This is a genomic window from Pseudarthrobacter sp. S9, assembly GCF_050156545.1.
GTDB lineage: Bacteria > Actinomycetota > Actinomycetes > Actinomycetales > Micrococcaceae > Arthrobacter.
The window spans coordinates 1,822,091-1,844,637 of record NZ_CP189576.1; the positions used below are offsets into that span (position 1 = coordinate 1,822,091).

At 64.5% G+C, this 22,547-nt stretch carries 21 protein-coding genes and 2 pseudogenes; 14 read left to right on the forward strand and 9 right to left on the reverse strand.

What is annotated here, in order from left to right; translation table 11 throughout:
- Positions 1 to 7: 7 nt before the first annotated feature.
- Positions 8 to 1,444: an NtaA/DmoA family FMN-dependent monooxygenase gene (locus ACQCSY_RS08595; protein WP_427134863.1), complete on the forward strand. Its 1,437-nt coding sequence runs from the start codon at positions 8 to 10 to the stop codon at positions 1,442 to 1,444.
- 334 nt (positions 1,445 to 1,778) lie between these two features.
- Here the strand turns inward: ACQCSY_RS08595 and ACQCSY_RS08600 are convergent, their stop codons facing one another.
- Entirely contained in the window at positions 1,779 to 2,765 is a 987-nt protein-coding gene (locus ACQCSY_RS08600; RefSeq protein WP_427134864.1) for an ABC transporter substrate-binding protein, read from the reverse strand.
- A gap of 266 nt (positions 2,766 to 3,031) precedes the next feature.
- On the opposite strand from ACQCSY_RS08600, the gene ACQCSY_RS08605 reads away from it, so the two are divergent.
- On the forward strand, positions 3,032 to 3,550 hold the full coding sequence (locus ACQCSY_RS08605) for an SRPBCC family protein (protein WP_427135751.1): 519 nt from the start codon (positions 3,032 to 3,034) through the stop codon (positions 3,548 to 3,550).
- 4 nt (positions 3,551 to 3,554) lie between these two features.
- Positions 3,555 to 4,169: a DUF6919 domain-containing protein gene (locus ACQCSY_RS08610; RefSeq protein ID WP_427134866.1), complete on the forward strand. Its 615-nt coding sequence runs from the start codon at positions 3,555 to 3,557 to the stop codon at positions 4,167 to 4,169.
- Positions 4,170 to 4,192: 23 nt separating this feature from the next.
- On the opposite strand, the gene ACQCSY_RS08615 is transcribed toward ACQCSY_RS08610, so the two are convergent.
- The 4 genes from ACQCSY_RS08615 to ACQCSY_RS08630 all read right to left on the reverse strand — a co-directional run bounded on the left by ACQCSY_RS08615 (position 4,193) and on the right by ACQCSY_RS08630 (position 7,556).
- Entirely contained in the window at positions 4,193 to 4,489 is a 297-nt protein-coding gene (locus ACQCSY_RS08615; protein ID WP_427134868.1) for an antibiotic biosynthesis monooxygenase family protein, read from the reverse strand.
- Between the two features lie 490 nt (positions 4,490 to 4,979).
- Entirely contained in the window at positions 4,980 to 5,834 is an 855-nt protein-coding gene (locus ACQCSY_RS08620; protein WP_354251104.1) for an alpha/beta hydrolase, read from the reverse strand.
- Between the two features lie 47 nt (positions 5,835 to 5,881).
- Complete coding sequence (locus ACQCSY_RS08625) at positions 5,882 to 6,709, reverse strand: enoyl-CoA hydratase/isomerase family protein (protein WP_427134870.1); 828 nt, start codon at positions 6,707 to 6,709, stop codon at positions 5,882 to 5,884.
- 49 nt (positions 6,710 to 6,758) lie between these two features.
- A complete protein-coding gene (locus ACQCSY_RS08630) occupies positions 6,759 to 7,556 on the reverse strand; it encodes an SDR family NAD(P)-dependent oxidoreductase (RefSeq protein WP_427134872.1) in 798 nt (265 codons plus the stop codon).
- A 72-nt stretch (positions 7,557 to 7,628) separates the two neighbouring features.
- On the opposite strand from ACQCSY_RS08630, the gene ACQCSY_RS08635 reads away from it, so the two are divergent.
- From ACQCSY_RS08635 to ACQCSY_RS08650, 4 genes are all read left to right on the forward strand, one after another.
- The gene (locus ACQCSY_RS08635; RefSeq protein WP_427134874.1) at positions 7,629 to 8,216 is read left to right on the forward strand and encodes a TetR/AcrR family transcriptional regulator; all 588 of its coding nucleotides are present in this window, start codon (positions 7,629 to 7,631) and stop codon (positions 8,214 to 8,216) included.
- 85 nt (positions 8,217 to 8,301) lie between these two features.
- Positions 8,302 to 9,105 (forward strand): maleylpyruvate isomerase family mycothiol-dependent enzyme, encoded by an 804-nt coding sequence (locus ACQCSY_RS08640; protein ID WP_427134876.1) that lies wholly within the window; start codon positions 8,302 to 8,304, stop codon positions 9,103 to 9,105.
- A gap of 65 nt (positions 9,106 to 9,170) precedes the next feature.
- Positions 9,171 to 9,749, forward strand: a complete 579-nt coding sequence (locus ACQCSY_RS08645; protein WP_427134878.1) for a TetR/AcrR family transcriptional regulator — start codon at positions 9,171 to 9,173, stop codon at positions 9,747 to 9,749.
- Between the two features lie 82 nt (positions 9,750 to 9,831).
- Positions 9,832 to 10,683, forward strand: a complete 852-nt coding sequence (locus ACQCSY_RS08650; RefSeq protein ID WP_427134880.1) for an MBL fold metallo-hydrolase — start codon at positions 9,832 to 9,834, stop codon at positions 10,681 to 10,683.
- Between the two features lie 373 nt (positions 10,684 to 11,056).
- Here the strand turns inward: ACQCSY_RS08650 and ACQCSY_RS08655 are convergent, their stop codons facing one another.
- Positions 11,057 to 11,419 (reverse strand): hypothetical protein, encoded by a 363-nt coding sequence (locus ACQCSY_RS08655; RefSeq protein WP_427134882.1) that lies wholly within the window; start codon positions 11,417 to 11,419, stop codon positions 11,057 to 11,059.
- A gap of 728 nt (positions 11,420 to 12,147) precedes the next feature.
- On the opposite strand from ACQCSY_RS08655, the gene ACQCSY_RS08660 reads away from it, so the two are divergent.
- Positions 12,148 to 12,309 carry a hypothetical protein gene (locus ACQCSY_RS08660; RefSeq protein ID WP_427134884.1) on the forward strand — a complete coding sequence of 54 codons (162 nt, stop codon included), beginning with the start codon at positions 12,148 to 12,150 and terminating at the stop codon, positions 12,307 to 12,309.
- 107 nt (positions 12,310 to 12,416) lie between these two features.
- Here ACQCSY_RS08660 and ACQCSY_RS08665 read toward each other — a convergent pair whose 3' ends face one another.
- Together ACQCSY_RS08665 and ACQCSY_RS08670 are read right to left on the reverse strand one after the other, a co-directional pair.
- Positions 12,417 to 13,046, reverse strand: coding sequence for a cysteine hydrolase family protein (locus ACQCSY_RS08665; protein WP_427134886.1), 630 nt, complete (start codon positions 13,044 to 13,046; stop codon positions 12,417 to 12,419).
- Positions 13,047 to 13,129: 83 nt separating this feature from the next.
- Complete coding sequence (locus tag ACQCSY_RS08670) at positions 13,130 to 14,197, reverse strand: LLM class flavin-dependent oxidoreductase (RefSeq protein WP_427134888.1); 1,068 nt, start codon at positions 14,195 to 14,197, stop codon at positions 13,130 to 13,132.
- An 80-nt stretch (positions 14,198 to 14,277) separates the two neighbouring features.
- Between ACQCSY_RS08670 and ACQCSY_RS08675 the strand changes: the two genes are divergently transcribed.
- The 3 genes from ACQCSY_RS08675 (at position 14,278) to ACQCSY_RS08685 (ending at position 17,553) form a co-directional block, all read left to right on the forward strand.
- Entirely contained in the window at positions 14,278 to 14,874 is a 597-nt protein-coding gene (locus tag ACQCSY_RS08675; protein WP_427134890.1) for a CGNR zinc finger domain-containing protein, read from the forward strand.
- A 459-nt stretch (positions 14,875 to 15,333) separates the two neighbouring features.
- Positions 15,334 to 16,731 (forward strand): IS1380 family transposase, encoded by a 1,398-nt coding sequence (locus tag ACQCSY_RS08680; protein ID WP_427130625.1) that lies wholly within the window; start codon positions 15,334 to 15,336, stop codon positions 16,729 to 16,731.
- A gap of 573 nt (positions 16,732 to 17,304) precedes the next feature.
- Positions 17,305 to 17,553, forward strand: a complete 249-nt coding sequence (locus ACQCSY_RS08685) for a hypothetical protein (protein WP_427134892.1) — start codon at positions 17,305 to 17,307, stop codon at positions 17,551 to 17,553.
- 483 nt (positions 17,554 to 18,036) lie between these two features.
- Here the strand turns inward: ACQCSY_RS08685 and ACQCSY_RS08690 are convergent, their stop codons facing one another.
- Positions 18,037 to 19,332, reverse strand: a complete 1,296-nt coding sequence (locus tag ACQCSY_RS08690; RefSeq protein WP_427134893.1) for an ISL3 family transposase — start codon at positions 19,330 to 19,332, stop codon at positions 18,037 to 18,039.
- A gap of 266 nt (positions 19,333 to 19,598) precedes the next feature.
- On the opposite strand from ACQCSY_RS08690, the pseudogene ACQCSY_RS08695 reads away from it, so the two are divergent.
- The 3 genes and pseudogenes from ACQCSY_RS08695 to ACQCSY_RS08705 all read left to right on the forward strand — a co-directional run.
- Positions 19,599 to 20,632: pseudogene (locus ACQCSY_RS08695) on the forward strand (IS256 family transposase); the annotation flags it as partial.
- A 115-nt stretch (positions 20,633 to 20,747) separates the two neighbouring features.
- Positions 20,748 to 22,043 carry an ISL3 family transposase gene (locus tag ACQCSY_RS08700; RefSeq protein WP_427134895.1) on the forward strand — a complete coding sequence of 432 codons (1,296 nt, stop codon included), beginning with the start codon at positions 20,748 to 20,750 and terminating at the stop codon, positions 22,041 to 22,043.
- A gap of 14 nt (positions 22,044 to 22,057) precedes the next feature.
- Positions 22,058 to 22,278, forward strand: a pseudogene (locus tag ACQCSY_RS08705) (transposase); the annotation flags it as partial.
- Positions 22,279 to 22,547 lie beyond the last annotated feature (269 nt).

Consider the following 22,547-nt stretch of genomic DNA (forward strand, 5'->3'; position numbering starts at 1 on the left):
GAGCATCGTGAGCCAGAATCCGAACCAGAATCCGCGCCAGGGCCAGGCAACGGAATTCACCCCGTCCGGCCAGCTCCAACTGGGCGTCTTCTTCCAGGGCGTCAACTCGGGAACCATCTGGAAGTCGGCCGACTCCGGCTCCCAGACGGATTTCGAGTCCTTCCGCCGCATCGCCCGGACAGCTGAGCGCGGGCTGTTCGCCGCGTTCTTCCTCGGCGAGGGCCTGCGGCTGCGCGAACACCTGGGCCGCCCGCACGCGCTCGACGTCGCCGGCCGGCCTGATGCGCAGACCATGCTTGCCGCCCTCGCGTCCGTGACCTCGGACATCGGACTGGTGGCCACCCAGAACACCACGTACAACGATCCCGCGGACCTCGCCCACCGCCTCTCCACGCTGGACCTGCTCTCCGGCGGCCGTGCCGCGTGGAATGTGGTGACCACGGACAACGCGTGGACCGGGGCCAACTTCCGCCGCGGCGGCTACCTGGACCATGCCGACCGGTATGTCCACGCCGAAGCCTTCGTGGAAACCGCCAAACGGATCTGGGACGCCTGGGACGACGGCGCCATCGCCGCCTCGCCCTCCGCCCCGCAGTGGGCCGCTCCCGGCGCCGTCCGCCGGGTGCACCACGCCGGCAAGCACTACACCGTGGACGTCACGCCGCGACTGCCGCGCAGCGCCCAGTACCGGCCCGTACTGTTCCAGGCCGGGGATTCCCCGGAAGGCCGGGACTTCGCCGCCCGCCAGGCCGACGTCATCTTCTCCGCCCACCCCAAGTTCGACGACGCGCTCGAGTTCCGCCGCGACATAGTCGAGCGGACGCTCAGGGCGGGCCGGGGAGCCAACGACGTCAAGATCATGCCCGCGAGCGAGTTCATCCTGGCGGCGACCGCGCAGGAAGCCCTGGCGAAGAAGGAGTGGGTGCGGAGCCTGCAGATCGGCCCGCAGCAGGCGATCGCCTATCTGGAGCAGTTCTGGGGGCGTGAGCTGCAGGAGTTCGATCCGGACGGCCCGCTGCCGTCGATCGACCCCGTAGTGGAGGAAACCTCCGAAACCCGCGGCAGCGGCTTCCACGGCGCCAGGGCCCGGCAGTTGGCGGACCAGTGGCGCGCCGAGGCCAAGGAAAAGGACCTGTCTATCCGCCAGTTTGTCTCCGCCAGGACCAGCCGTGTGGACGCCACATTCACGGGCTCCTACTCCGCGGTGGCGGACCGCCTCGTGGACTACGCCCGGACCGGCGCCGTGGACGGCTTCAACATCTCGCCGTGGCTGATCCCGAGCGGGCTGGATGACATTGTGAACCACCTGGTCCCGGCACTGCAGGAGCGCGGCGTCTACCCGACGGAGTACGCGGGAAGCACGCTGCGGGAGAACCTGGGCCTGGCCACGCCCGAACGCTCCGCGGCCGGCGCCGGCGTCGTTGCTGCTACGTCGCGGATCTAGACGATGAGCGATACAGAACCCGGCACCGCCGTGGGACACACCGGCACCGACAGCAACACGGACAGCGGCACCGCCGGCACCATCCGGCTGCAGCTGACGGTCTGGGAACAAATCCTCTAAACCTCCATCGATTGCTCCGTAACCGCCGTTTTCAGGGTTCACAAGGGCGGTTACGGAGCAATCGGCGCACCGCGAACACAACACACCTCGAACATGAAGAATCCCCGCCGGATGATGTCCGGCGGGGATTCTTTTGTCTGATCCCGTCGATTGCTCCGCAACTGCCGTTTTCAGGCCCCAAAAGGGCCGTTGCGGAGCACTCGACGCCCGGGACCTACTTCTTCGGCAGCCCGGCCGGGTTCAGCTCGGATTTCGTCACGGCCTCGGCGCTCAGTCCCCAGCGGTCCAGGATCTTGGCGTAGCTGCCGTCCTGGATCAGGTGGTTCAGCCCCGCCTGGGCCGCGGCGGCAAAGCCGTTGTCCTTCTTGGTGGTGGCCGCGATGTTCGCCTTCAGCGGCCAGCCGCCGTCGACCAGCCCCACGAGCTTGGTCTTGGCGTCGGTTGCCGCCTTGTAGGCCCCCGTGGCGTTCGGCCCGAAGGTCAGGTCCGCCCGGCCGGACTGGAGGGCGAGCTGGGAGGCGGAGTCGTCGTCGTAGTACTGGAAGTCCACCGGCTTCAGGCCGTTCTTCTTGTTCTCTGCGTCCCAGCGCAGAAGGATGGCTTCCTGATTGGTCCCGGATCCCACGATCACGCGCTTGCCGGCGACCTCCGGCGCGGATTCCACCTTGGCTGTCGCGCTGTCAGCCTTGGCGTAGAAGCCCAGCTTGTCGTCGCGGTAGCTGGCAAAGTCGAACTTGAGCTTGCGTTCCTCGGTCACCGTGACATTCGTTAGCACGGCCTCGTACTTGCCCGAATCGATGCCCAGCGGCCAGTCGGCCCACGCCGTGGGGACAATCTCCGCCTCCAGCCCCAGTGTCTGGGCGAGTGCGACGGCGATGTCCACCTCATTCCCCACCGGCGTCTTGTTGTCGGTGGCGTAGACGACCAGCGGTGCCGAGCCCGGGCTAACCCCCACTGTCAGTTTCCCGTCCTTCTTGATGGACTCCGGGACCAGCGCGGCTGCCGCGGTGTCCACCGTGGCCGGCACCCGGTCTTGCTGCGGGGAGAGGTTGAATTGCTTGACACCGGCGGCGGCGGCCGTCGACGGCGCTGCGGTGCCGCTGGCAGCGGCCGCGCCGGGATCGGAGCACGCTGAAAGTCCCAGTATGGTGGTGGCCGCCAGCGCCACGGTGAGGCCGGATTTGAACGAAAGACTGGACATGTTTTCCCCTTGGAGGTGTCTGATTTCCTGCTGGTGCCAGCAACTATCCGGCGCCACGGAACCGCGGTCAAAGCGCCGTGAAACCAAGGGATACAGGGGGTAACCGCGCTTAATCCGGCCGGCGCGGGCGTGACCTGCGGCGGCCCCGTGTTACCGCAGATTGCCCTGCGTGACGTGGCGGGACGGAATTGTTCACCGCGGGGCGCCACTGCCCTAGCCTGCATAGAAGACCGCACAACACAGGAGGGGTGGACTTGTCAGTGACCATGCACCGGACCACGCGCCGGACCACGCACCGGCTCAGCATCGATGCCCCCGAGGACCTCATCTTCAGCATGCTGCGGGATTCCTCGCACTGGCCCTATCTGGAGGGCCTCACCGTATACTCCGAGCGCGTCAGCGGCGACGATTCGGCTCATGAGCTGAGGACTTCAGTGGTGGCCAACGGCTCGTTGAGTTCAAGCCACTGCCGGCGCGTCTTCGATGCCGCCGGCCACCGGGCCGAATTCCATCAGCTGGACCTGGAGCCGCCGCTCCTGCTGCTCGGCGGCGACTGGGACATCCGCCGGGCGGAGGGCCTGTCCGTGGTGACACTGAACCACGAGTACGAGGTCGACGACAGCGAGGTCGACGGCGGCGCCGGGGAGCTCTCCGAGCGGATCGGCCGTAGTATCGACGACTACAGCCGGCGCGAACTTGAAGCACTGAGGCTCAGTTGTGAACGCTTGGCCCTGCTGCTGCAGCACCACTCCACGCAGAACCACACCACCGCGAAGGAGGCATGATTCCATGTCGGGCTCAACCTCAGAGGACAGATTCACCACGGAACGGGACAGCTTCGGGCGCCTCCTGGCGGACCGTGAGGTCTGGCGTCAGGCCACCACCATCCCGGCGGCCGGCGAGCTGACCGCACGGTGGCTGGAAGGCCGGAGCCAGTACCAGCCGGGAGCCTTCGCTGCCGGCTTTGATGACGAGACCACGGCCATTGCCGGCGAGCTCGCCGAGCTCAACCGCAGCGGGCTCTTCACCAAGGAGTCGCAGCCGGGCGTGCTCGGCGACGGACACGCGCAGCGTGCCTACGTCACCGCCTTCTGCAGCCCGGAGACGGCGTCGGCGCTGCTGCAGCTGTCCACCCGGACCGGCCTGGTGACCGTGGCGCATGCCCCCGGGGAAGCGAGCAGTGCCTCCATTCCCGTGACCGTGCAGGCTGATGCAGTGGTGACGGTTCTGGGCACCAGCGAAAGCCCTACGGGGGCCGAGGAGCTGAGGGATTGGTCCGCAGAGGCCAACGAGACGCTGGCCCTTGTCCTGGCCGACGCCTGGTTTGTGGAAATTTTCGATCCGGTCTGGGGAAGAAACGATCTGTTGCTGCCTGCCGTCCTTGAGGTGCTGACGGCAGGCTGACGGGTCCGGGTAACCCTTAAACCTCAGCCGATACTGGCTGCCTCGTCGAGGGTATGCGGCTCGAAGTGTTCGAGCATTTCACGGATGTCCTGCACGCCCTGCTGGTATCCCGCCGAAGCCCGCCACTGCTCGATCTGCTCGAGCGATTCCCACGGCCCGGTGCTGATGAACCTGTTCGGGACGTCCCGATCGTGCATCAGCACGCCGTGTGCGTTAGGGAAGTCTTCCTTGGTTTTCCTGGCCAGGTCCCGCCAGGCCTGCACAAAATCGTTCTCCCGGCCCGGGTGGACCAACCAGATTCCAAGCGTATAAACAGACACGCCGACCGCCTCCATTCTCTGTACGGGGTTGATACGCCGATTATGTTCCTGTCCCCCGGCGTGCGGTAGGGCCGATCTGCCCTGTGATCTGCCCGATCCCGGACTGGATCTCGGTGGTGTACGACAACATCGCACTATTCCTTGGTGACGTGGACAGTCTCGTCAATCCAAAGTCTTGTAACCCGCGGGTAGTGAGACGGGGTGGGCGTGGACAGAATCACTCGTGCTACCAATTGCAAGTCCCCTGCAAAGTGCGGGTTATTGCACGCGAACTTTCAGCACGGGACCGGCTAACTCATATAACTGACAGTCGGAAGGACTAATTCGAGGAAGCTCTCCCTCTGTGGGCCAGAGCCGAAAATAGTTCGAAAGCTACTATGGCCTCGGTCGGGCCGCTGAGATCCGGAGCATGTTGGCCGAAGTGCAGGGCACGCAGCTTCGCCTCGATAGCCCCGTTACCTTCTTAGTAGCCCCGACTCCTGTGTGCAGTTCAGCTCGCTAGGAACATCTGGACTTCACGGACGAACTCTCCGAGGTACTGGAACAGGAATGCGTGCCCGGCGTCGCTGTAAAGAACCAGCTTGGCGTTGGGTAGTTCCTGCACCGCCGCATAGGAGCTGTAGGCGTCAATCATGACGTCGTGGGCGCCGCCAGCGTAGAGCACTGGGGCGTCGATGGTGGCCAGATCCCGCGCCACGTCCTCCCAGGGAGCGGAGAGTGTTGCGGTGATGGCTTGGAGCTGGCCCATGGCTGCATCCTGCGTGACCTGCGGTGCGTCTGCGGGCATCTCCGCCTGGACGCGGCCAAAGTGGTCCAGGCCCTTGGCGCGGGCCTCCGGGGTCTCAGGGTAGAAGAGGTACAGCAGGTCCTCGAGGTCTGAATCCTGCTTGGTCATGATGGTGGCCACCCGGTCCGGCATGGCCACCATGCCGGGGGCCGTGCCTGAACCGCTGCCGGCGATGACCAGCTTGCGGACCAGATCCGGGCGCTTCAGTGCCACTTTCTGGACGACGACGCCGCCGAAGGACCAGCCCAAGAGATCCACCTGCTGCAGTCCCAGGGCTTCGGCCAGCGCGATGGCACCGTCCGCGAAGCCGTTCACGGTGGTCAGCGGGGCACCTTCGGTGTAGCCGATTCCGACGTTGTCGAAGAGGATGACGTCGCGTTCTGCCGCCAGGGACTCGATGAATCGCGGGTCCCACCAGTCAATGGTGGCACGGAACCGGTGCAGCAGAAGGAGGGGTACGCCGCCTGTCGGTCCCAATCGGCGGTACGCGAAGCTCGTTCCGCCTGACTCGATGTACTGCGTGGTTGCGGTTGCTGCTGAGTAAGTGGTGCTGCCCATGATTTTCTCCTGCTCTGGTGTGTGTTGTTTCTTGGGGAGTGGGGTGGTCATGCCTGGGCGTTGGCCTTGGCGACGTATTCGCCCATGTTGTATTCGAAATCGAGGCCGACCTCGGCAACGATTGCCTGGGTAGCTGCGGCCCGCACCTGGAATCCCGGAAGCGCCAGTGACTGTACGAACTCCGAGAACGCCGTGACAAGGTCGCCCACCGGCGGCAGGGTGGCGCGGTTGACGGCGGCCTTGGCAGCGGCGAGTGAGGCCTTGTCGAAGCTGGCCAGGCGGGCCACCATGGCATCGACGAAGGCATCGAGCTCGGCGTCGGGGAGGGCGCGCGTCACCCAGCCCCACCTCTCGGCCTGCGCGGCGTCGTAGTCGCCGCTGCCGAGGATGGCTTCCAGGGCGCGGTCCCGGCCCAGGAAGCGGGGCAGGCGCTCAGTGCCGCCACCGCCGGGCAGCAGCCCCGCACCCACCTCGGGCTGTCCGAAGAAGGCCTTCTCCAGGCTGGCGTAGCGCAGGTCCAGGGCCAGTGCCAGCTCGTTTCCGCCGCCGCGGGTGCGGCCCCGGATGGAACCAACGGTGATGAAGGGGGCATTCGTCAGGCGCACCACCAGGTCCGTCCAGATGGGCAGTTCGCCGGGGTTGGGCACCGGCAGCTCGTCGACGGCGGCAAGGTCGAAGTGGTTCAGGAAGAAGTCAGGCACGTCGCTCTTGAAGAGGACCACCTGGACATCCGCGTCGTTTTCGAGATCCTCGACGATTTCGTGCAGCCGGATGGCGGTCTCGGCGGCCACCACGTTGGCCGGCGGATTGTGGAAGCTGATAGTGGCGATCTTGGGGGTGGGGCGTTCCAGGATGACGGTGCTTGCAGTGTTCATGATGATGCTCCTAACGGGCGTGCTGGATTGATTGGTGGGGCCGGGTGGATCAGTGCTTGCTGCGGCGGATGGTGGCGCCCATGAAGTGCACGACGGCGCTTCGCGGGAGGAAGCGGGCGGCGATGGCCAGGGGACGCCCGTTGGTGATGACCGAGGGGCGGTGCCTGGGCTTGTCCACGGTGTCGATGGCCGCCTTCACCACGTCTTCAGGACGCGCGCGGCGGGTTCCGTAGTCCGCTGCCTGGCTGCCGGCGGCGTCGAAGAATTCCGTGGCCATGGCACCGGGTGAGATGGCGAGGACCCGGAGGCCCGTTCCGCGGGCCTCTTCCCAGAGGGATTCGGTGAAGCTGAGCACGAAGGCCTTGGAGGCGCCGTAGACGCTGAGGTAGGGCGTGGGCATGAAGCCGAGGAGGCTGGCGACGTTGATGAGGATGCTCATCTCCTGCTTTGCGAAGATGTCGAAGTAGGCGTGGCTGAGGTCCACCAGGGCGGCCATGTTCAGGGTGATGAGCTGCTGGAGGCGTTCCGGGTCTTCCTCGCCGAACGGGTTGTGCGTTCCGAAGCCTGCGTTGTTGACCAGGCCTGTTGCGAAGATCCCCCGGGACTCGAGTTCTGCGCGGAGTGTGCGGCCGGCGTCGGGCCTGTCCAGTTCGCGGGCAATGGTGGTGACCTTGACGCCGTGCTTGGCGGTCAGTTCCTTTGCGAGGGCAACCAGCCGGTCTTCGCGGCGGGCGATCAGGACGAGGCTGGAGCCGCGGGCGGCGAGCTGGCGGGCGAATTCCGCTCCGAGGCCGGAGCTGGCGCCGGTGACGATGACGGTCTGTGTGCTGTAGTCAATAGTCTTCATGGACACACTCTATGCAGGGTTCTGCATCAAGTGCAAGTTGTTTCTAAAACTGCACCGTTGTACTATCAGTGCATGCCTACAACGCCTTCTCCCCTCCGCCTGCAGACCCGGGCTGTCGTCCGATCGCTCCTTGCCCAGACCGCGATGGCATTGTTTGCCGAGAAGGGATACAACGAAACCACCGTCGATGAGGTCGCCGCGGCGGCGGGAGTGTCCCGGCGCACTCTGTTCAACTACTTCCGCACCAAAGAGGACCTCGCGCTCAGCGGCCTGTCGGAGCAGGGGGACGTCATTGCCGAAAGGCTCAGCGGTCGCCCTGCAGATGAAAACGCCTGGGTATCTCTGCGCTACGCATTCCAGGTTCTCGACGAGATAGAGGCGACCCCGCAGCATCGGCTTGAAATCATCTCGATGCTGTTCGACAACGAAGCGCTCCGGGCCGGTCATGCTGAGAAGCAGGCGCGGTGGACCGACCTGCTGGCCCCTCTGATTGAGCCGAAGATCCCTGACTCGGGCGACAGGACTTTCGAGGCGAGGGCGATCGTGGGCACCGCCATCACCTGCCTCCAAGCCGCCACGGAGGAGTGGCTTCGGCGCGAGGGCGCAACCCCGATGTTCGACCTGTACGACACCGCAATAGCAGCGGTGCGCACCCTATGACCCACTCCGCCGCTGCCATTTCGCCAGCCGCAAGGCCATCCGTAGCTGCACTCATCCAGACCCACCTCAAGAAGGCAGACCCGTCATGACACACACTCTCCCCGCCCCTGACTTCAAAAATCTCCAGGACGCATACCGCGCAGAAACGGCTGTGATGCTCGATTTCGTGGGCGGACTGACCGATGCCCAGTGGAACGCACCCAGCAAGGCGGCCGGCTGGAGCATCGCCGACATGGTGGCGCATATCGGCTCCACTGCCCACAACATGTACATCCCCGCCGGCGTCCTCTCCTCCCGCAAGCCCAGCCTCGAAGCAGCCAACGAGGGCCCGGTGGAGGTTCGCCGGACCCGGAGCAGGGAGCGGGTCATGGCCGAGTTCACCACCTCGACCCGGACGGCGGACCGCATGCTCAGCCTGGTCCGGCGCACGCCGCTGCGGAACGTCCCCATGCAGCTCAACGAGCTGGGCAAATACCCCATGGCGCTGCTGGTGGGCGGGGCGCTCGTGTTCGATCTCCACACGCACCTTCGCCACGACATGGCTCCGGCGCTGGGGCTGCCCACTCCACCCTCTGACAGCGAACGGATGAAGGCTGTGCTCACCTGGATGACAGCGGTCCTGAGCAACCAGACGGCCATGGCTCCTGTGCCGGGCCTCGATGCAGGTCTCACCCTGACGCTGACCGGCCCGGGCGGCGGCAGCTGGTGGATCGATTCCCACGGCCTCTCGGAGCCCGGAACCAGGACTCCTGCGGCCCGCATTACGGCTCCCGCCATCTCCCTCCCGGACTGGGGAACCCAGCGCTCATCCTGGCGCGATGCAGAGGTTTCGGTGGAGGGCGACGCCGGCCTGGCCGCCCTATACCTGGACACTGTCAACATCATCTGAGTGGTCGGCAGTGGGACCTCCGGAGTATATTTGACCTGTAGGTACAAAATAGGTAGGTTTGGGTAATGGGCAGAGCCAAGCAGTTTGATCCGGAGGTAGCCATCGTTCAGGCGATGGACGTCTTCTGGCGTCAGGGCTATGCCTCGACAACACCCCAGGGGCTCGCCGATGCGCTCGGCATCGGCAAGGGAAGCCTCTACAACGCCTTCGGTGGCAAGCGGCAACTCTACGACCTGGCACTGCAGCATTACCTCGAAGCCCAGAGTGCCGTTCTTGCCTCATGGCTGGAGGCCCCCGGGCCGGTCAAGGAACGCCTCCGCAGTGCGTTGACATTCCTGGTGGAGACCGACCTTGCCGACCCCCACCAGCGGGGCTGCCTCGCCACCAACAGTGCCGTGGAATTCGGCACTGCTGACAAAGAGGTTGCCAGCCGGGTGGGCAACCTGTTCGACTACACCGAGCAGGCCTTTGCCTCGGTCATCATCGAGGGCCAGGCCACCGGCGAACTGCGCTCCGACCTGGATGCCGGCGCCGTAGCCAGCATGCTGCTGAATACGGTCACGGGACTCCATGCCCTTGCCCGCGTCGATCATGGCGACGGGCGGTTGCAGCGGGTTGTTGGCGCGACGGTCGACCTGCTTTAAGGGACTCCGGGGCTGGTCCGCATTATTTTTTCAGCTTTTTCTGTACCTGTAAGTCAAATAAATCGACATAGGAGACACTGCAATGACTGCACCACTGACCCTCGCTATCTTCACCGCACCGGCCCAGCCCGTGAACATCCCCATGCCGGCACCCGAGGGCGGGTGGACCTGGCCGTCCACCTCAGTGACCCTCGTATCGGGTGAGCGCGAAGCGATCCTGGTGGACACTGTCCCCGGCGTTGCGGACAGCCAGCGGCTTGCCGACTGGATCGAAGCTTCCGGCAAGGAACTGACCTCCATCTACATCACGCACGGGCATTTCGACCACTTCCTCGGAGCCGCAGCACTGGTGCAGCGCTTCCCCAAGGCCCGGGTACTCGCCACCCGGCCCACTGTGGATCTCATTGCCGAGGAAGCCGAAACCCGCAAGGAACTGGCGAACTACACTCCAATGTTCGTCCAGGAGATCGGCTCCGAGATTGTTGTTCCCGAAGCTGTCGTTAATGGCCGGATCGAGCTTGAGGGCCACGAGATCCTTGCCGTTCCCACCGGACAGTCTGACGTCAGCGACTCCTCCTATGTCCACATCCCGGAGCTGAAGGCTGTCATCGTCGGCGACATTGCCTACGGCGATGTGCACCCAACCCTCGTCGACAGCACCCCCGAAACGCGCCGGAACTGGATCAAGACCCTCGAGGCCATCCAGCTCCTCAAGCCCGAGACCGTCGTGCCTGCCCACCGCAGCGCCGAATCCGCCCTCGGCGGCGAGGTCCTCGACGCCACCATCGCCTACGTCCGCGACGCCAACGAACTGCTCGCCACGAACCCGACCGCTGAAGAGTTCACCACTAAGATGCTCGCTGCCCACCCGGACAGGATCAACCTGAGCACACTGCTCTTCGGCACGGCTCTCCTGGGCCTCCGCCAGGCATAGGAGGGAAGTTAGGTCCGTACTACCGGCAGCAGGATGCCAACCGGACCGGCCTCGGTGACCGGCTTAAGCTGACACCGGGGCCGGCTACCTTTTGCATTCCATAGGTCACGGGAGGCGAAAGAGATCACCCGCAGTCCTCACCATGTGTAGCCCGCCCGATGAAAATGCCCGCAGAGTGCTCTTTGTGACTCACGGGTGGCGTCTCGAAATACAAAGCTTTCTAAGGCACGAAATCGGTGGCTGGATGAGTCTGCTTGGTTGCCGGCATCCCGGGTCTGTGAATTGCAGAGCTATTTGGCGTGTTTCTCGCAGTGCTAAATGGCCGGAGGGGTGCGCCGTTTGAGGCGGCTTGCGGTCGGAGTCGAGCTACTCCTCAGGAGCAGGTTCTCAGGAAGCTCGTGGCGCCGGGGCGTTCATGGAAGGTCACCGCGTGGCCGGTGTCGTCATGGAAGACGGCCTTGGAGCCTGCCACGGTGATGGTGCCCGGCTGGTAGGGGTTGGCCCAGCCTGCAGGGGGATTGCCGTGACCGTCGTCCAGCGGCTGGTCGGCAACAAAGAATGTGTGCAGCACCTGTGTCTCGTAGATGCCGCAGTGCGTGTAGAGAGAGAAGGGGATGCTCGAGGCGGCGGTCGTTGTCGGAGTTGCCGAGGGGTCGTTTGTCGACGCCGCCGGCGGGGCGCATCCGCTCAGCACCGCCAAGGCGTCTGCCGCGGCGGCGATGCTTCGAACTGTCATGCACCAAGGTTCTCTGGCGATAACTGCGCCGGTCAAGGACCTGCGCGGCGACTTGGGAATATGGCACCCGGTTCCCATCCGTTCCATGGACGACCGTTAGTGAGACATCGGCAACTGCTGTCTTGGAATACAACAGGTTTTCGAGACACCGACGCCGCCATTGCGGCAACCAAAGAAGACCCTGTCGTCGCGAAACATCTCGTCGACTCCGCACCGTACGGATGTCGGAGTGAACAATCCGCGCGCGGTCTCGGGGAAACCTTCGCCGAGCTTCAGATACCCCTCGACTTTCTGTCACATACGGAGGATCAGCCACCCTTTGCATGACTTAGAATAAATAACGGGTTAAGTGACACATTCCGGTTCCGTCCCGATAACTGGTTGAAGCGCAGCGGAAACTAGTGCGAGCCCTGCGAGCATGCGTCTTCTCTGGTCCCAGAGGATTCCGCCCGGCCGGCCACTGTCCGGGTCTTGCCGCCGGCACCAGGTGACCGGCACGGGCCCTCGCGCTAAACGGCGGTCCGCCGCCGGCAACCACCACCCTAAGCCAGCCACCCGCGGCGGACCGCCCCCCGCGTTGCGGCTTCCTGGCGCACAGAAAAGCACCCACCTACTCGTTGAGTAAGTGGGTGCCCTTGGTTGGCTTAGTTGATTGCCGCCCGGTGTTCCCCCGCGAACAGGACGGCCACCAGCTCGTTGTGCCAGTCCAGAGCACTGACCTGCGCCAAATGCGCACCACACTCGGTTGCACCATCACCGCCGCGCCCCGCGAGCTGGGCCAATGGCCCTCCAAAATATCCCGCCTGGCACGACGACTCCTCCGCGATGACACCCTGGCCACGAACTACCGCCAATGGCTGACCGAGGAAGCAGCCAAAATTCCGGTTTGAGGCAGATTGGACCGGGCGAGTGCGAGGAGTCCGGACAGCTGCTCGTCCCAGGAGGGTGGGCGGTAGATCTCCGAGCCACGGCTGCGTCGGGGACGTACCCGGGTGTTCTATCGGGCGCTGCGGCCTTGTGCTGCGGAGGTGATGAGGTCGCTCTTGGGCAGCGGCGCGCCAGTACGCAGTGCTGTGGTCCAGGTCTCGGTGTCGGTGACGGCGGCCCAGTTTGAGTGCAGCAGCGTCATGAGGGTCTCGTGGATCTGGCGTGCGGGCGCGGTGCCAGCGTCGTTGGTGAGGTCGATTGCTCCGGTCGCGTCTGAGAGGACTTCGACGGCGAAGCCGAGGGGCTCGGCGGCCGCGGCGGAGGCGATCACGCAGTTGTTCGTCATGTAGCCAACGAGCGTGATCGTGTCGATGCCTTCTTCACGCAACCAGGCTTCGAGGTCGGTGTCGGCGAAGATGCTGGAGAACTGCTTGCTGATGCGCTTGGCAGCTACATTCTCGTGGGCGGCTACTTCGGGGTGGTTCTGCCAGGTTACTGCCCCGGATGCGAACACCGGGGCTTCTGCCGGGAGTTCGTGCTGGACGAGCACGATCGAGGTTCCGGTCTGTTTTGCGGTGTCGATCGCGGTCTGGATGCGGGCGATGGATTCATCCCGGGCTGGGTACTGGATCGGGAGCACTCCGTCGAAGTATTCCTGTTGGGCGTCAATGACGATCAGGGCTCGGCGCCGTGTGGTCATGGGGTTCTCCTTCATTCAATGGTGGTGTTGTGTATCAGTGAAAGCTGACATGTGCACTACTGCGCGGCCCGCAGTAGCGGTGCTTACAGGTGCGGGAGGTCGTAGTGATCGGCGATCAGGGTCATCCCGTGCTGGTCCAGGGTGGCCGAGTGGCCGCCGACGACCAGCATCACCTCGTCGGCGCCGGTGCGCTTATGCAGGGCTTCGAGGCGGTCGGCGACAGTAGCGGCGGTGCCGTGGAAGCTGCGGCTGGTGTAGGAGTCGAGGATTTGCCGTTCCTGCGTCGTGGCCGGGTACGCCTCGACCTCATCCGGAGGTAGGAGCAGGTAGCCCTCGCTTTTGAACATGCGCAGCATCGCCATCGCCGACGTCGCCGCCTGCCGTTTCGCCTCGGCCGGGTCGTCGCTGATCGCTACGGGCACGCTGACAAGGGTATGGGGCTCGGCGAGCACATCCGAGGGCTGGAAGCTTTCTTTGTAAAGACGCATGGCCGTGTCGATGTCAGCGTCACCGAACTGCAACGCGAACGCATATGGTCGGCCGAGCTGCCCGGCCAGCTGCGCGGAGTACGGCGAGGAACCCAGCACCCACATCTCCGGGGCGGTCGAGGGTGCAGGCACCCGATTCTCCCTTGCCTGCCATGGGCCGGGCACCGCGTGGACGTGCCGGTACGGGTGTCCGGGAGGAAACTCGTCACCCAGGAATCCGAGCAACTCGAGCACCTGCTGTGGGAATCCGTCGTTGGCATCCGCGCCTCGACGCAGCGCGGAAGCGGTCGCCCCATCGGTGCCAGGGGCGCGCCCCAGCCCGAGATCGATCCGGCCCGGAGCCAGAGCCTCCAGCATTCCGAACTGTTCGGCGATCAGCAACGGTGCGTGGTTGGGCAGCATCACCCCGCCAGCACCCAGGCGGATGTTCGTCGTCTCCGCGACGAGCCGGGCGACCATCAACGGTGGTGAAGACACAGACGTTGCCCCCATCGCGTGATGCTCGGACATCCAGAACCGGTGATACCCGCGCCGGTCCGCCGTCCGTGCCAGCGAGATCATACCCGCGAGCCCCTCCTCAGCGGTCGTTCCGACACCGGTGCCGCCGGCGGAGAGCACGGACAGCGTGAACGGGGCCGTGCCGGATGGTCGTCCGAACTGCATACAAACTCCTCATGGAAAAACGTACTTTTTGACGTGATTGGAGCGTAACAGACACCTCACGTTTAATTGAAACTGATACCATGAGGAATATGTCGGACACACTGCTAGCTGCCGCACCAGGTGCCGAGGAGCATCCCTGCCTCGCGCTGGTCAACAGCGCGAGCGGACTGCCCGCAGGCAAACGCTACGACGAATTGAGCAGCCCTGAGGCTGCGGCGGCGTGGCTACTAGCACGCGATCTCATCGCACGGGAGTCCGTGCTGCACGAGCACTGCCGGGGCAGGCTCGCAGCGCTCCGCGCAGATCTGCGCGATCTCTTAACCGCGCACACCACCGGAGACCTCCCCACGATAGAGGCAGTGCAGGCTGTTAACCGTGCGCTGACCTGCGCCCCCGGCGCACTGCTGTTACGGTTCGACCCGACGGCGGGCTTCACCCGTAGCGCCGACCATCCCGTGACACAGGTCATCGAGCACGTCATGGCAGTCATCGCCGAAGATGCTGCCTCACTCCTGAGCGGCGACCAGGCATCACTGCTAGCGTCCTGCGAAGCGGACTCGTGCCAGCGATTCTTCCTCCGCACCCACGCGCGACGGCAATGGTGCTCAACCCGGTGCGGCGACCGAGTCCGTGCCGCACGAGCCTATGCACGCAAACGTGAGGTACACAGCGTGTGAATCCATATGCATGCCGCGGTAGTCATCATGTCGTGGGGCATGAGCCGGACACAATGGAGCACCCCAAACAAGCGCACCGCGGAGGGCAAGAGCAAACGGGAAACCATGCGCTGCCTTAAACGCTACGCAGCCCGGGAAATCTAACGCCAGATCACCAACCCCCAGCCAGCCCCCAACAACACTGACCTGCGCCAAATGCGCACCACACTCGGTTGCACCATCACCATCGCAGCCCGCGAACTTGGTCCGTGGCCCTCCAAGATTTCCCTCCTGGAACGAGGCCTCCTCCGCTATGAGACACGCCCTACCGCCAATGGTTGACCGAGCGAGCAGCTAAACCTGAATCCACCGGTTGGGTTTGGGCCGGTCCGGCGTTTTAAACCGGAAATGCCCTTCTGATCAGGGAAAATAGGACTTGTCTAGAGTTCCGTTTTCGCCTTGCAGAGGAGCATTCCGTAGATGCAACTTTTCCATACCCAGTCGGCTATTTCCAGCGCTTTTGATGATCCGAATCTCGTGTCGGCCGCGGGGCTGGTCCCGGTCATGGGTCTGGCCGGGAAAACCGGGCTCGGGGAACTGGTCGATGAGCATCTGAAACTGCCGGACTATTTCGGTGCCAACGCGGGGTTGAAGATCACGGCCCTGGTCGCCGGGATGGTTGCCGGCGCCGATTCCATCGATGACATGGGACTGCTGCGCCACGGTGGGATGGGGAAACTGTTCAAGGGCACCTACGCGCCTTCGACGCTGGGATCGTTTCTGCGGACGTTCACTTTCGGCCATGTCCGCCAGCTCGACGCGGTCGCCTCCCGCTGGCTGCCCGCATTGGCCAGGGCCGCCCCGGTCACGGCCGGGATCGACGCTCTGGCACTGGTCGATATCGACGACACGGTCAAGGCGACCTACGGCTATCAGAAACAGGGCACCGGTTACGGGTACAACGGCGTCAAGGGCCTGAACGCGCTGATCGGGACCGTCACCACCAACGAGGCCGCACCGGTCATCACCGGGGCGCGGCTGCGCAAAGGCGCCACCAGTTCGGCGCGCGGGGCCGGCAAATTCGTGGCCGACACCCTCGCCAACGTGAATCGGCTGCGCCCGTCGGACGCGGACGGCATGGTGCTGCTGCGCGCGGACAGCGCGTTCTACAACCACGCGGTCGTCACCGCCGCGGCACGGGCCGGCGCGAAAGTCTCGATCACGGCCCGGATGGACCCGCACGTGAAGAAAGCCATCGCGAAGATCCCGGACTCCGCGTGGGAGAAGATCAAATACACCAATGCGATCTTCGACGAGGAATCCAACACCTGGATCTCCGATGCCGAGGTCGCCGAAATCGGGTTCACCGCGTTCATTTCCAAGAAAAAGGAAGACCGCGTTACCGGCAGGCTGGTGGTCCGCAGGGTTCCGGAACTGAACCCCAAGGCCGTCACGGGTCAGGAAACCCTGTTCGACACCCACCGGTTTCACGCGTTCTTCACCACCGTCGCCGCAGACGTCCTGGACACCGTCAAGGCGGATAAGACCCACCGCGCCCACGCGGTGATCGAGCAGGTCCATTCCGATCTGCGCGCCGGTCCGCTGGCCCACCTACCCTCAGGAAAGTTCAACGCCAACGCCGCCTGGCTCGCCGCCGCGGCCATGGCGTTCAACCTCACCCGCGCCGCGGGCACCCTCGCCGGAGGGCATTTCGCCAAAGCCACCACCGTGACGATCCGGACCAAAATCATCAACGTCGCCGCCCGGACCGCATCTTCGGCCCGGCGTATCAGACTGCATCTGCCCGAAAACTGGCCGTGGCAGGACGGTTGGGAAAAGCTCTTCGACACGATCTTCCCGCCGCCCAAACCGGCCTGAACCCTGTCAATCCAGCCGATACGACGCAACCGAAAGAAACAGTGGAACACCACCGGACAGCGAGGTCCTGCCATCCACCCTGCCCCCGGCCCGAAAACAAGACTGAATCAGAATCCGGCCATCAGCGACAGCCGACCGGTGGATTCAGGCTAAAGACAGGAGGGTCAACACCAAATCGGGATTTGACGACTATAGGAGCATCGTCGTAGACAAGACAGGGCCAGGGTCTCCGGAGCTCTGCGACGGTGCGCACTGGACCCCGACCGCCGGCCGCGCCAGCGGACGCCCGACAACCGGTTGAAGCGCAGCGGAAACCAGAGCCTTGATACGGTGGATGTGTCGGCCATTCGCGGCGCATCTCGTTCCCAAATTTGCCCTCCTGGCGCGACGTTACTCTCTGGTGGAAGGGGCACCGGCATGGGTCTTAGGCATTTGTTCCAGAGAAGCGCTAAGCCGGTCCTTATGACGCCGGCCGTCGGCGGGCCGGAGGTCAATAGCCCCTTGACCGCGAATCAGGTGGCAGAGCTGCAAGAGGCATGGGTTGAACTTGCCCATGCCGCCCAAGGGTCCGGTGTGAGCAATCTTCATGCCTGCACCCGCAACGGCAAATCCTGGGAAGAAGATCCGGGCGCGGTCAGAGCCATGGCCGCCCTGCTCAGGGCCATCGCACGGACGACGCACCGGAGGGTGCCGATGAACGAGATCAGTAAAGCAAGCGTCCTGGCGATTCTCGAGACCGAGAACCTTGGCCACTACAACTGGTTTGAGGACCGCTACCCTCACGCGCACGAGGCCGGCGTCCAGGTGGTTGACTCTGGGTAGCGGGTCTATGGGATCGACGAACGGGCGGCTGCGCTCTTCGGCAAGGTGCACGCAGTCCAGGGAGATGCCCTCTCCAAATTTCTGGAGCTGGCAGGCATAACCATCGTCGCCATTGGGACGAAGCCTACAAACGCTACGAACAGCAACTTCTTAAGAATTTCTGGGACCAACAAGCGGAGCACAGAGGCAACCAAAGCACCTGAACGGGTTGTGCCCACTGGGGGTCAGGTGGAACACTCCGCACAGCTCAAAGCTGTCCCATTGGTGTACAACCTATCGGTAGTTTGCGGAGTAGCTTTTGAACGGATCCTCTGGTCCAGGAGAACCGCCAACAGGAGGCTAGCTTCTGGACCTGACAGGATCTTTGGCTCCACACCAATTGTCCAAAGCGCTCTGGACAATTGGGGGAGCCTGCAGTCCGGCCGGTCTGGCTAGCCCCCTGAATAGTCCAAAGTTCTTTGGCTCTCCTGACTCTTCCGTGGGTTAGTTCCGGCCTGGGAGCACCGGTTTGTGACCGCCGAGGCTGAGCATTGCCAGGGCGATGAGTGCTTCGGGTGATTTGAAGCCGAAGGCGATGCGGGTGATCAGTCTGATCTTCGTGTTCATCGATTCGACACGCCCGTTGGAGAGCCCATGCTCGATCGCGGCGAGGATCGCTGCGCGGTGGTTGACGATGCTGCGCTGGAGCTTCACGAACGCGGGGATCCGGCACCGGCGCGCCCAGGCAACCCATTTATCGAGGGCTTCGGCGGCTTCGTCGTGGGGCAGTTTGAAAATGACCCGGAGACCTTCCTTGAGGTAGTAGGCCAGGCCGAGGGCGGGGTCGGTCTGCACGATCCAGGCGAGCTTGACCTGCTGCTTCTCGGTCAGGTTCTCCGGGTTCTTCCAGAGCGCGTACCGGGAGTTCTTCACACCGGCTGCGCGGACACTGTCCGGGCGGGCCGGCGCGTCTTTCGCGGGCCGGCCGCGCCTGGCCTCGGTGGCCCGGGCTGCCTTTCGGGCGTCGTTCCACGCGGCCCGTCGCACCTCGTCGAGGGCTTCGGTGGCCCATTTTACGACGTGGAACGGGTCGGCGCAGCGGACCGCACCCGGGCAGCGCTGGGCCACGACAACGGCGATCCAGGCGGCCCCATCCGCGGAAACATGCGTGATCCGGGCGCAGCGTTCCACCCCGAGGGCGTCGAAGAACATACCCAGGGTGGCCTTGTCCTGCCCGGGGGCCGCCCAGACCAGCCGGCCGCAGTCGTGGTCGACGACGACCGTCAGATACTTGTGGCCGCGCTTGTAAGAGATCTCGTCAATACCGATCCGGACCAGTCCGGCGAACTGGTCATGGAGCTTCTCCGTGTCGGCCCAGACCCGGGTGATGATCGCCCCGACCGTGCGCCACGCGATCCGCATCAACACCGTGATCGCCGTCTTGGACGTTTGCGTGGCCAGCCAGGCAACCTGCGCGTCGAAATGGTGGGTGTGACCGGCCTGGTGCCGGGCCCACGGCACGGCGGCCACGGTCACACCGTGGACCCGGCAGGACACCCTCGGGGCGTAGGCTTCCAACTCGACCCGGATCGCCCCGGCGTCAAGAGCCCGCCAGCGCCGTCGCCCCTGGCCCTGGTCGTATTTCGGGCAACGGCGGAGGCAGATCCCGCACCGGTTGCGCATCGAGCCGGTCGGCCTGACCGAGGCGACCAGAATCCCCGTTTCGTCGTCCAGATCGATGACCTCGACGACCGCTTTCTCGACACCGAGCAGGGTTCGCCATAGTCTTGCATTTCGCACGTCGTTTTCCCGTCTGAAAGTTTCTGTTCCTTTGACAGTCAGAAACCTAGACAGGAAGCGGCGTGCGGTCGTTAAGGCGCTCCGGAAACACCCACGGTTACGTCAGGAGAGCCAGTTCTTTGGACTATTCACTCGAGGCTTGGGTTGCGTCCCCAGGAGTGGTGTAGTTCTCCGCAGTTGCGCGTTGCCCGGGCAACGTAGTGAGCCATCGTGCGATGGTCAGTGAGTACCGATCAAAGTCACTCACAGAAAGACACAAACACACGATGGCTCTAGACCAGTCTGCCCTGCTCGACCTGCTTGGCCAACTGAAACTCACCGATGTCTCGGACCGGATCCGCACCGCGACGGAAACGCTGTACCAGCAGTTCATCGACGCGGAGGCAACCGCGTTCATCGGCGCCGCCCCGTTCGAGCGGACCGGGGACCGTACGGCGCAACGGAACGGCAGCCGGCCAAGGACGTTGACGCCGGGGACCTGAACCTGAAGATCCCGAAGCTGCGGGCCGGGTCGTTTTTCCCGGCCCTGCTGGAGCGGCGCCGCCGCGTTGACCAGGCCCTCTACGCGGTCGTGATGGAGGCCTACCTGCACGGGGTCTCCACCCGCAAGGTCGATGACCTGGTCAAGGCGCTCGGTGCGGACACCGGGATCTCCAAGTCCGAAGTGTCCCGCATCTGCGAGGACCTGGACCACGAAGCCGGTGCATTCCGGGACCGGGACCTGTCGGCCATGGGCTACCCGTATGTGTTCCTCGACGCCACCTACTGCAAAGCCCGCGTCGGGCACCGGGTCGTGTCCCAGGCGGTCGTGGTCGCCTTCGGTGTCGCCGCCGACGGGCGCCGGGAAGTCCTTGGCTTCGACGTCGGCGACAGCGAGAACGAGGGGTTCTGGACCGCGTTCCTGCGGTCGCTGAAGACCCGCGGACTGGACGGCGTGCAGCTGGTCATCTCCGACGCCCACACCGGACTGAAGAAAACCATCGGAACGGTCTTCCAGGGCGCGGCCTGGCAGCGCTGCCGGGTGCACTTCATGCGCAACGTGCTCTCGACAGTGGCCAAGGGATCCCAGGACATGGTCGCCTCGATCATCCGCACCGTGTTCGCCCAGCCCGATGCCGGGCACGTGAACACCCAGTTCGAGGAGGTCGCACGGATGCTGCAGAAATCCCACCCGAAGGTCGCGGCGATGCTCGATGACGCACGGGCGGACGTGCTCGCGTTCGCCGGGTTCCCCGCGAAGCACTGGCGCCAGATCTGGTCAACGAACCCCATGGAGCGGGTGAATAAAGAGATCAAAAAGACGGCTCTCCTGACGTAACCGTGGGTGTTTCCGGAGCGCCTTAACGACCGCACGCCGCTTCCTGTCTAGGTTTCTGACTGTCAAAGGAACAGAAACTTTCAGACGGGAAAACGACGTGCGAAATGCAAGACTATGGCGAACCCTGCTCGGTGTCGAGAAAACGGTCGTCGAGGCCATCGATCTGGACGACGAAACGGGGATTCTGGTCGCCTCGGTCAGGCCGACCGGCTCGATGCGCAACCGGTGCGGGATCTGCCTCCGCCGTTGCCCGAAATACGACCAGGGCCAGGGGCGACGGCGCTGGCGGGCACTGGACGCCGGGACGATCCGGGTCGAGTTGGAAGCCTACGCCCCGAGGGTGTCCTGCCGGGTCCACGGTGTGACCGTCGCCGCCGTCCCCTGGGCCCGGCACCAGACCGGCCACACCCACCATTTCGACGCTCAGATCGCCTGGCTGGCCACGCAAACGTCCAAGACCGCCATCACGGAGCTGATGCGGATCGCGTGGCGCACGGTCGGGGCGATCATCACCCGGGTCTGGAACGACACGGAGAAGCTCCACGACCAGTTCGCCGGACTGGTCCGGATCGGTATTGACGAGATCTCTTACAAACGCGGCCACAAGTATCTGACGGTCGTCGTCGACCACGACAGCGGCCGGCTGGTCTGGGCGGCCCCCGGGCAGGACAAGGCCACCCTGGGCATGTTCTTCGACGCCCTCGGGATGGAACGCTGCGCCCGGATCACGCATGTTTCCGCGGATGGGGCCGCCTGGATCGCCGTTGTCGTGGCCCAGCGCTGCCCGGGTGCGGTCCGCTGCGCCGACCCGTTCCACGTCGTCAAATGGGCCACCGAAGCCCTCGACGAGGTGCGACGGGCCGCGTGGAACGACGCCCGAAAGGCAGCCCGGGCCACCGAGGCCAGGCGCGGCCGGCCCGCGAAAGACGCGCCGGCCCGCCCGGACAGTGCCCGCGCAGCCGGTGTGAAGAACTCCCGGTACGCGCTCTGGAAGAACCCGGAGAACCTGACCGAGAAGCAGCAGGTCAAGCTCGCCTGGATCGTGCAGACCGACCCCACCCTCGGCCGGGCCTACTACCTCAAGGAAGGTCTCCGGGTCATTTTCAAACTGCCCCACGACGAAGCCGCCGAAGCCCTCGATAAATGGGTTGCCTGGGCGCGCCGGTGCCGGATCCCCGCGTTCGTGAAGCTCCAACGCAGCATCGTCAACCACCGCGCCGCGATCCTCGCCGCCATCGAACACGGACTCTCCAACGGACGCGTCGAATCGATGAACACCAAGATCAGACTCATCACCCGCATCGCTTTCGGCTTCAAATCACCCGAAGCACTCATCGCCCTGGCAATGCTCAGCCTCGGAGGCCACAAACCAGTGCTCCCAGGCCGGAACTAACCCACGGAAGAGTCAGGAGAGCCAAAAGACGGACCGATGTCGTCGGGGTCTTCCCCAACCCGGAGCCCTCCTCCGGCTCGCCGGCGCGGTCCTCGTCGAGCAACACGACGAATGGGAATCCGGGGACCGCCGCTACCTCTCCGAGACCTCCATGGCCGAACTCGCAGCCATGGACACGACCGCCGCCGAACCGCTAGAGGAGGCGATTTTGCTCCCCGAACTCACTGCAGCATAATCAGATAACTGACCTGCACGGTGTCGAGAAACTCCACCACTCAGCGGGACGTAACCGAGGCTTGCATGAGCTGGGCCGGATCAACGTGTCGCGCAATGCGAGAGTTGCAACACGGATGGGTGAAACCCAACCTCTCTGGATGCTTCAAAACCGGTACTGCCCGTTTTGCTTGTCATCAAGCACTGTTGTGAGAGAAGGCCGCTCAGCCCCAGGCCCGGCCAAGGGAGCTTTCCATGGCTGACCTCCGGTGTCTTCGGCGGGTTAGGTGA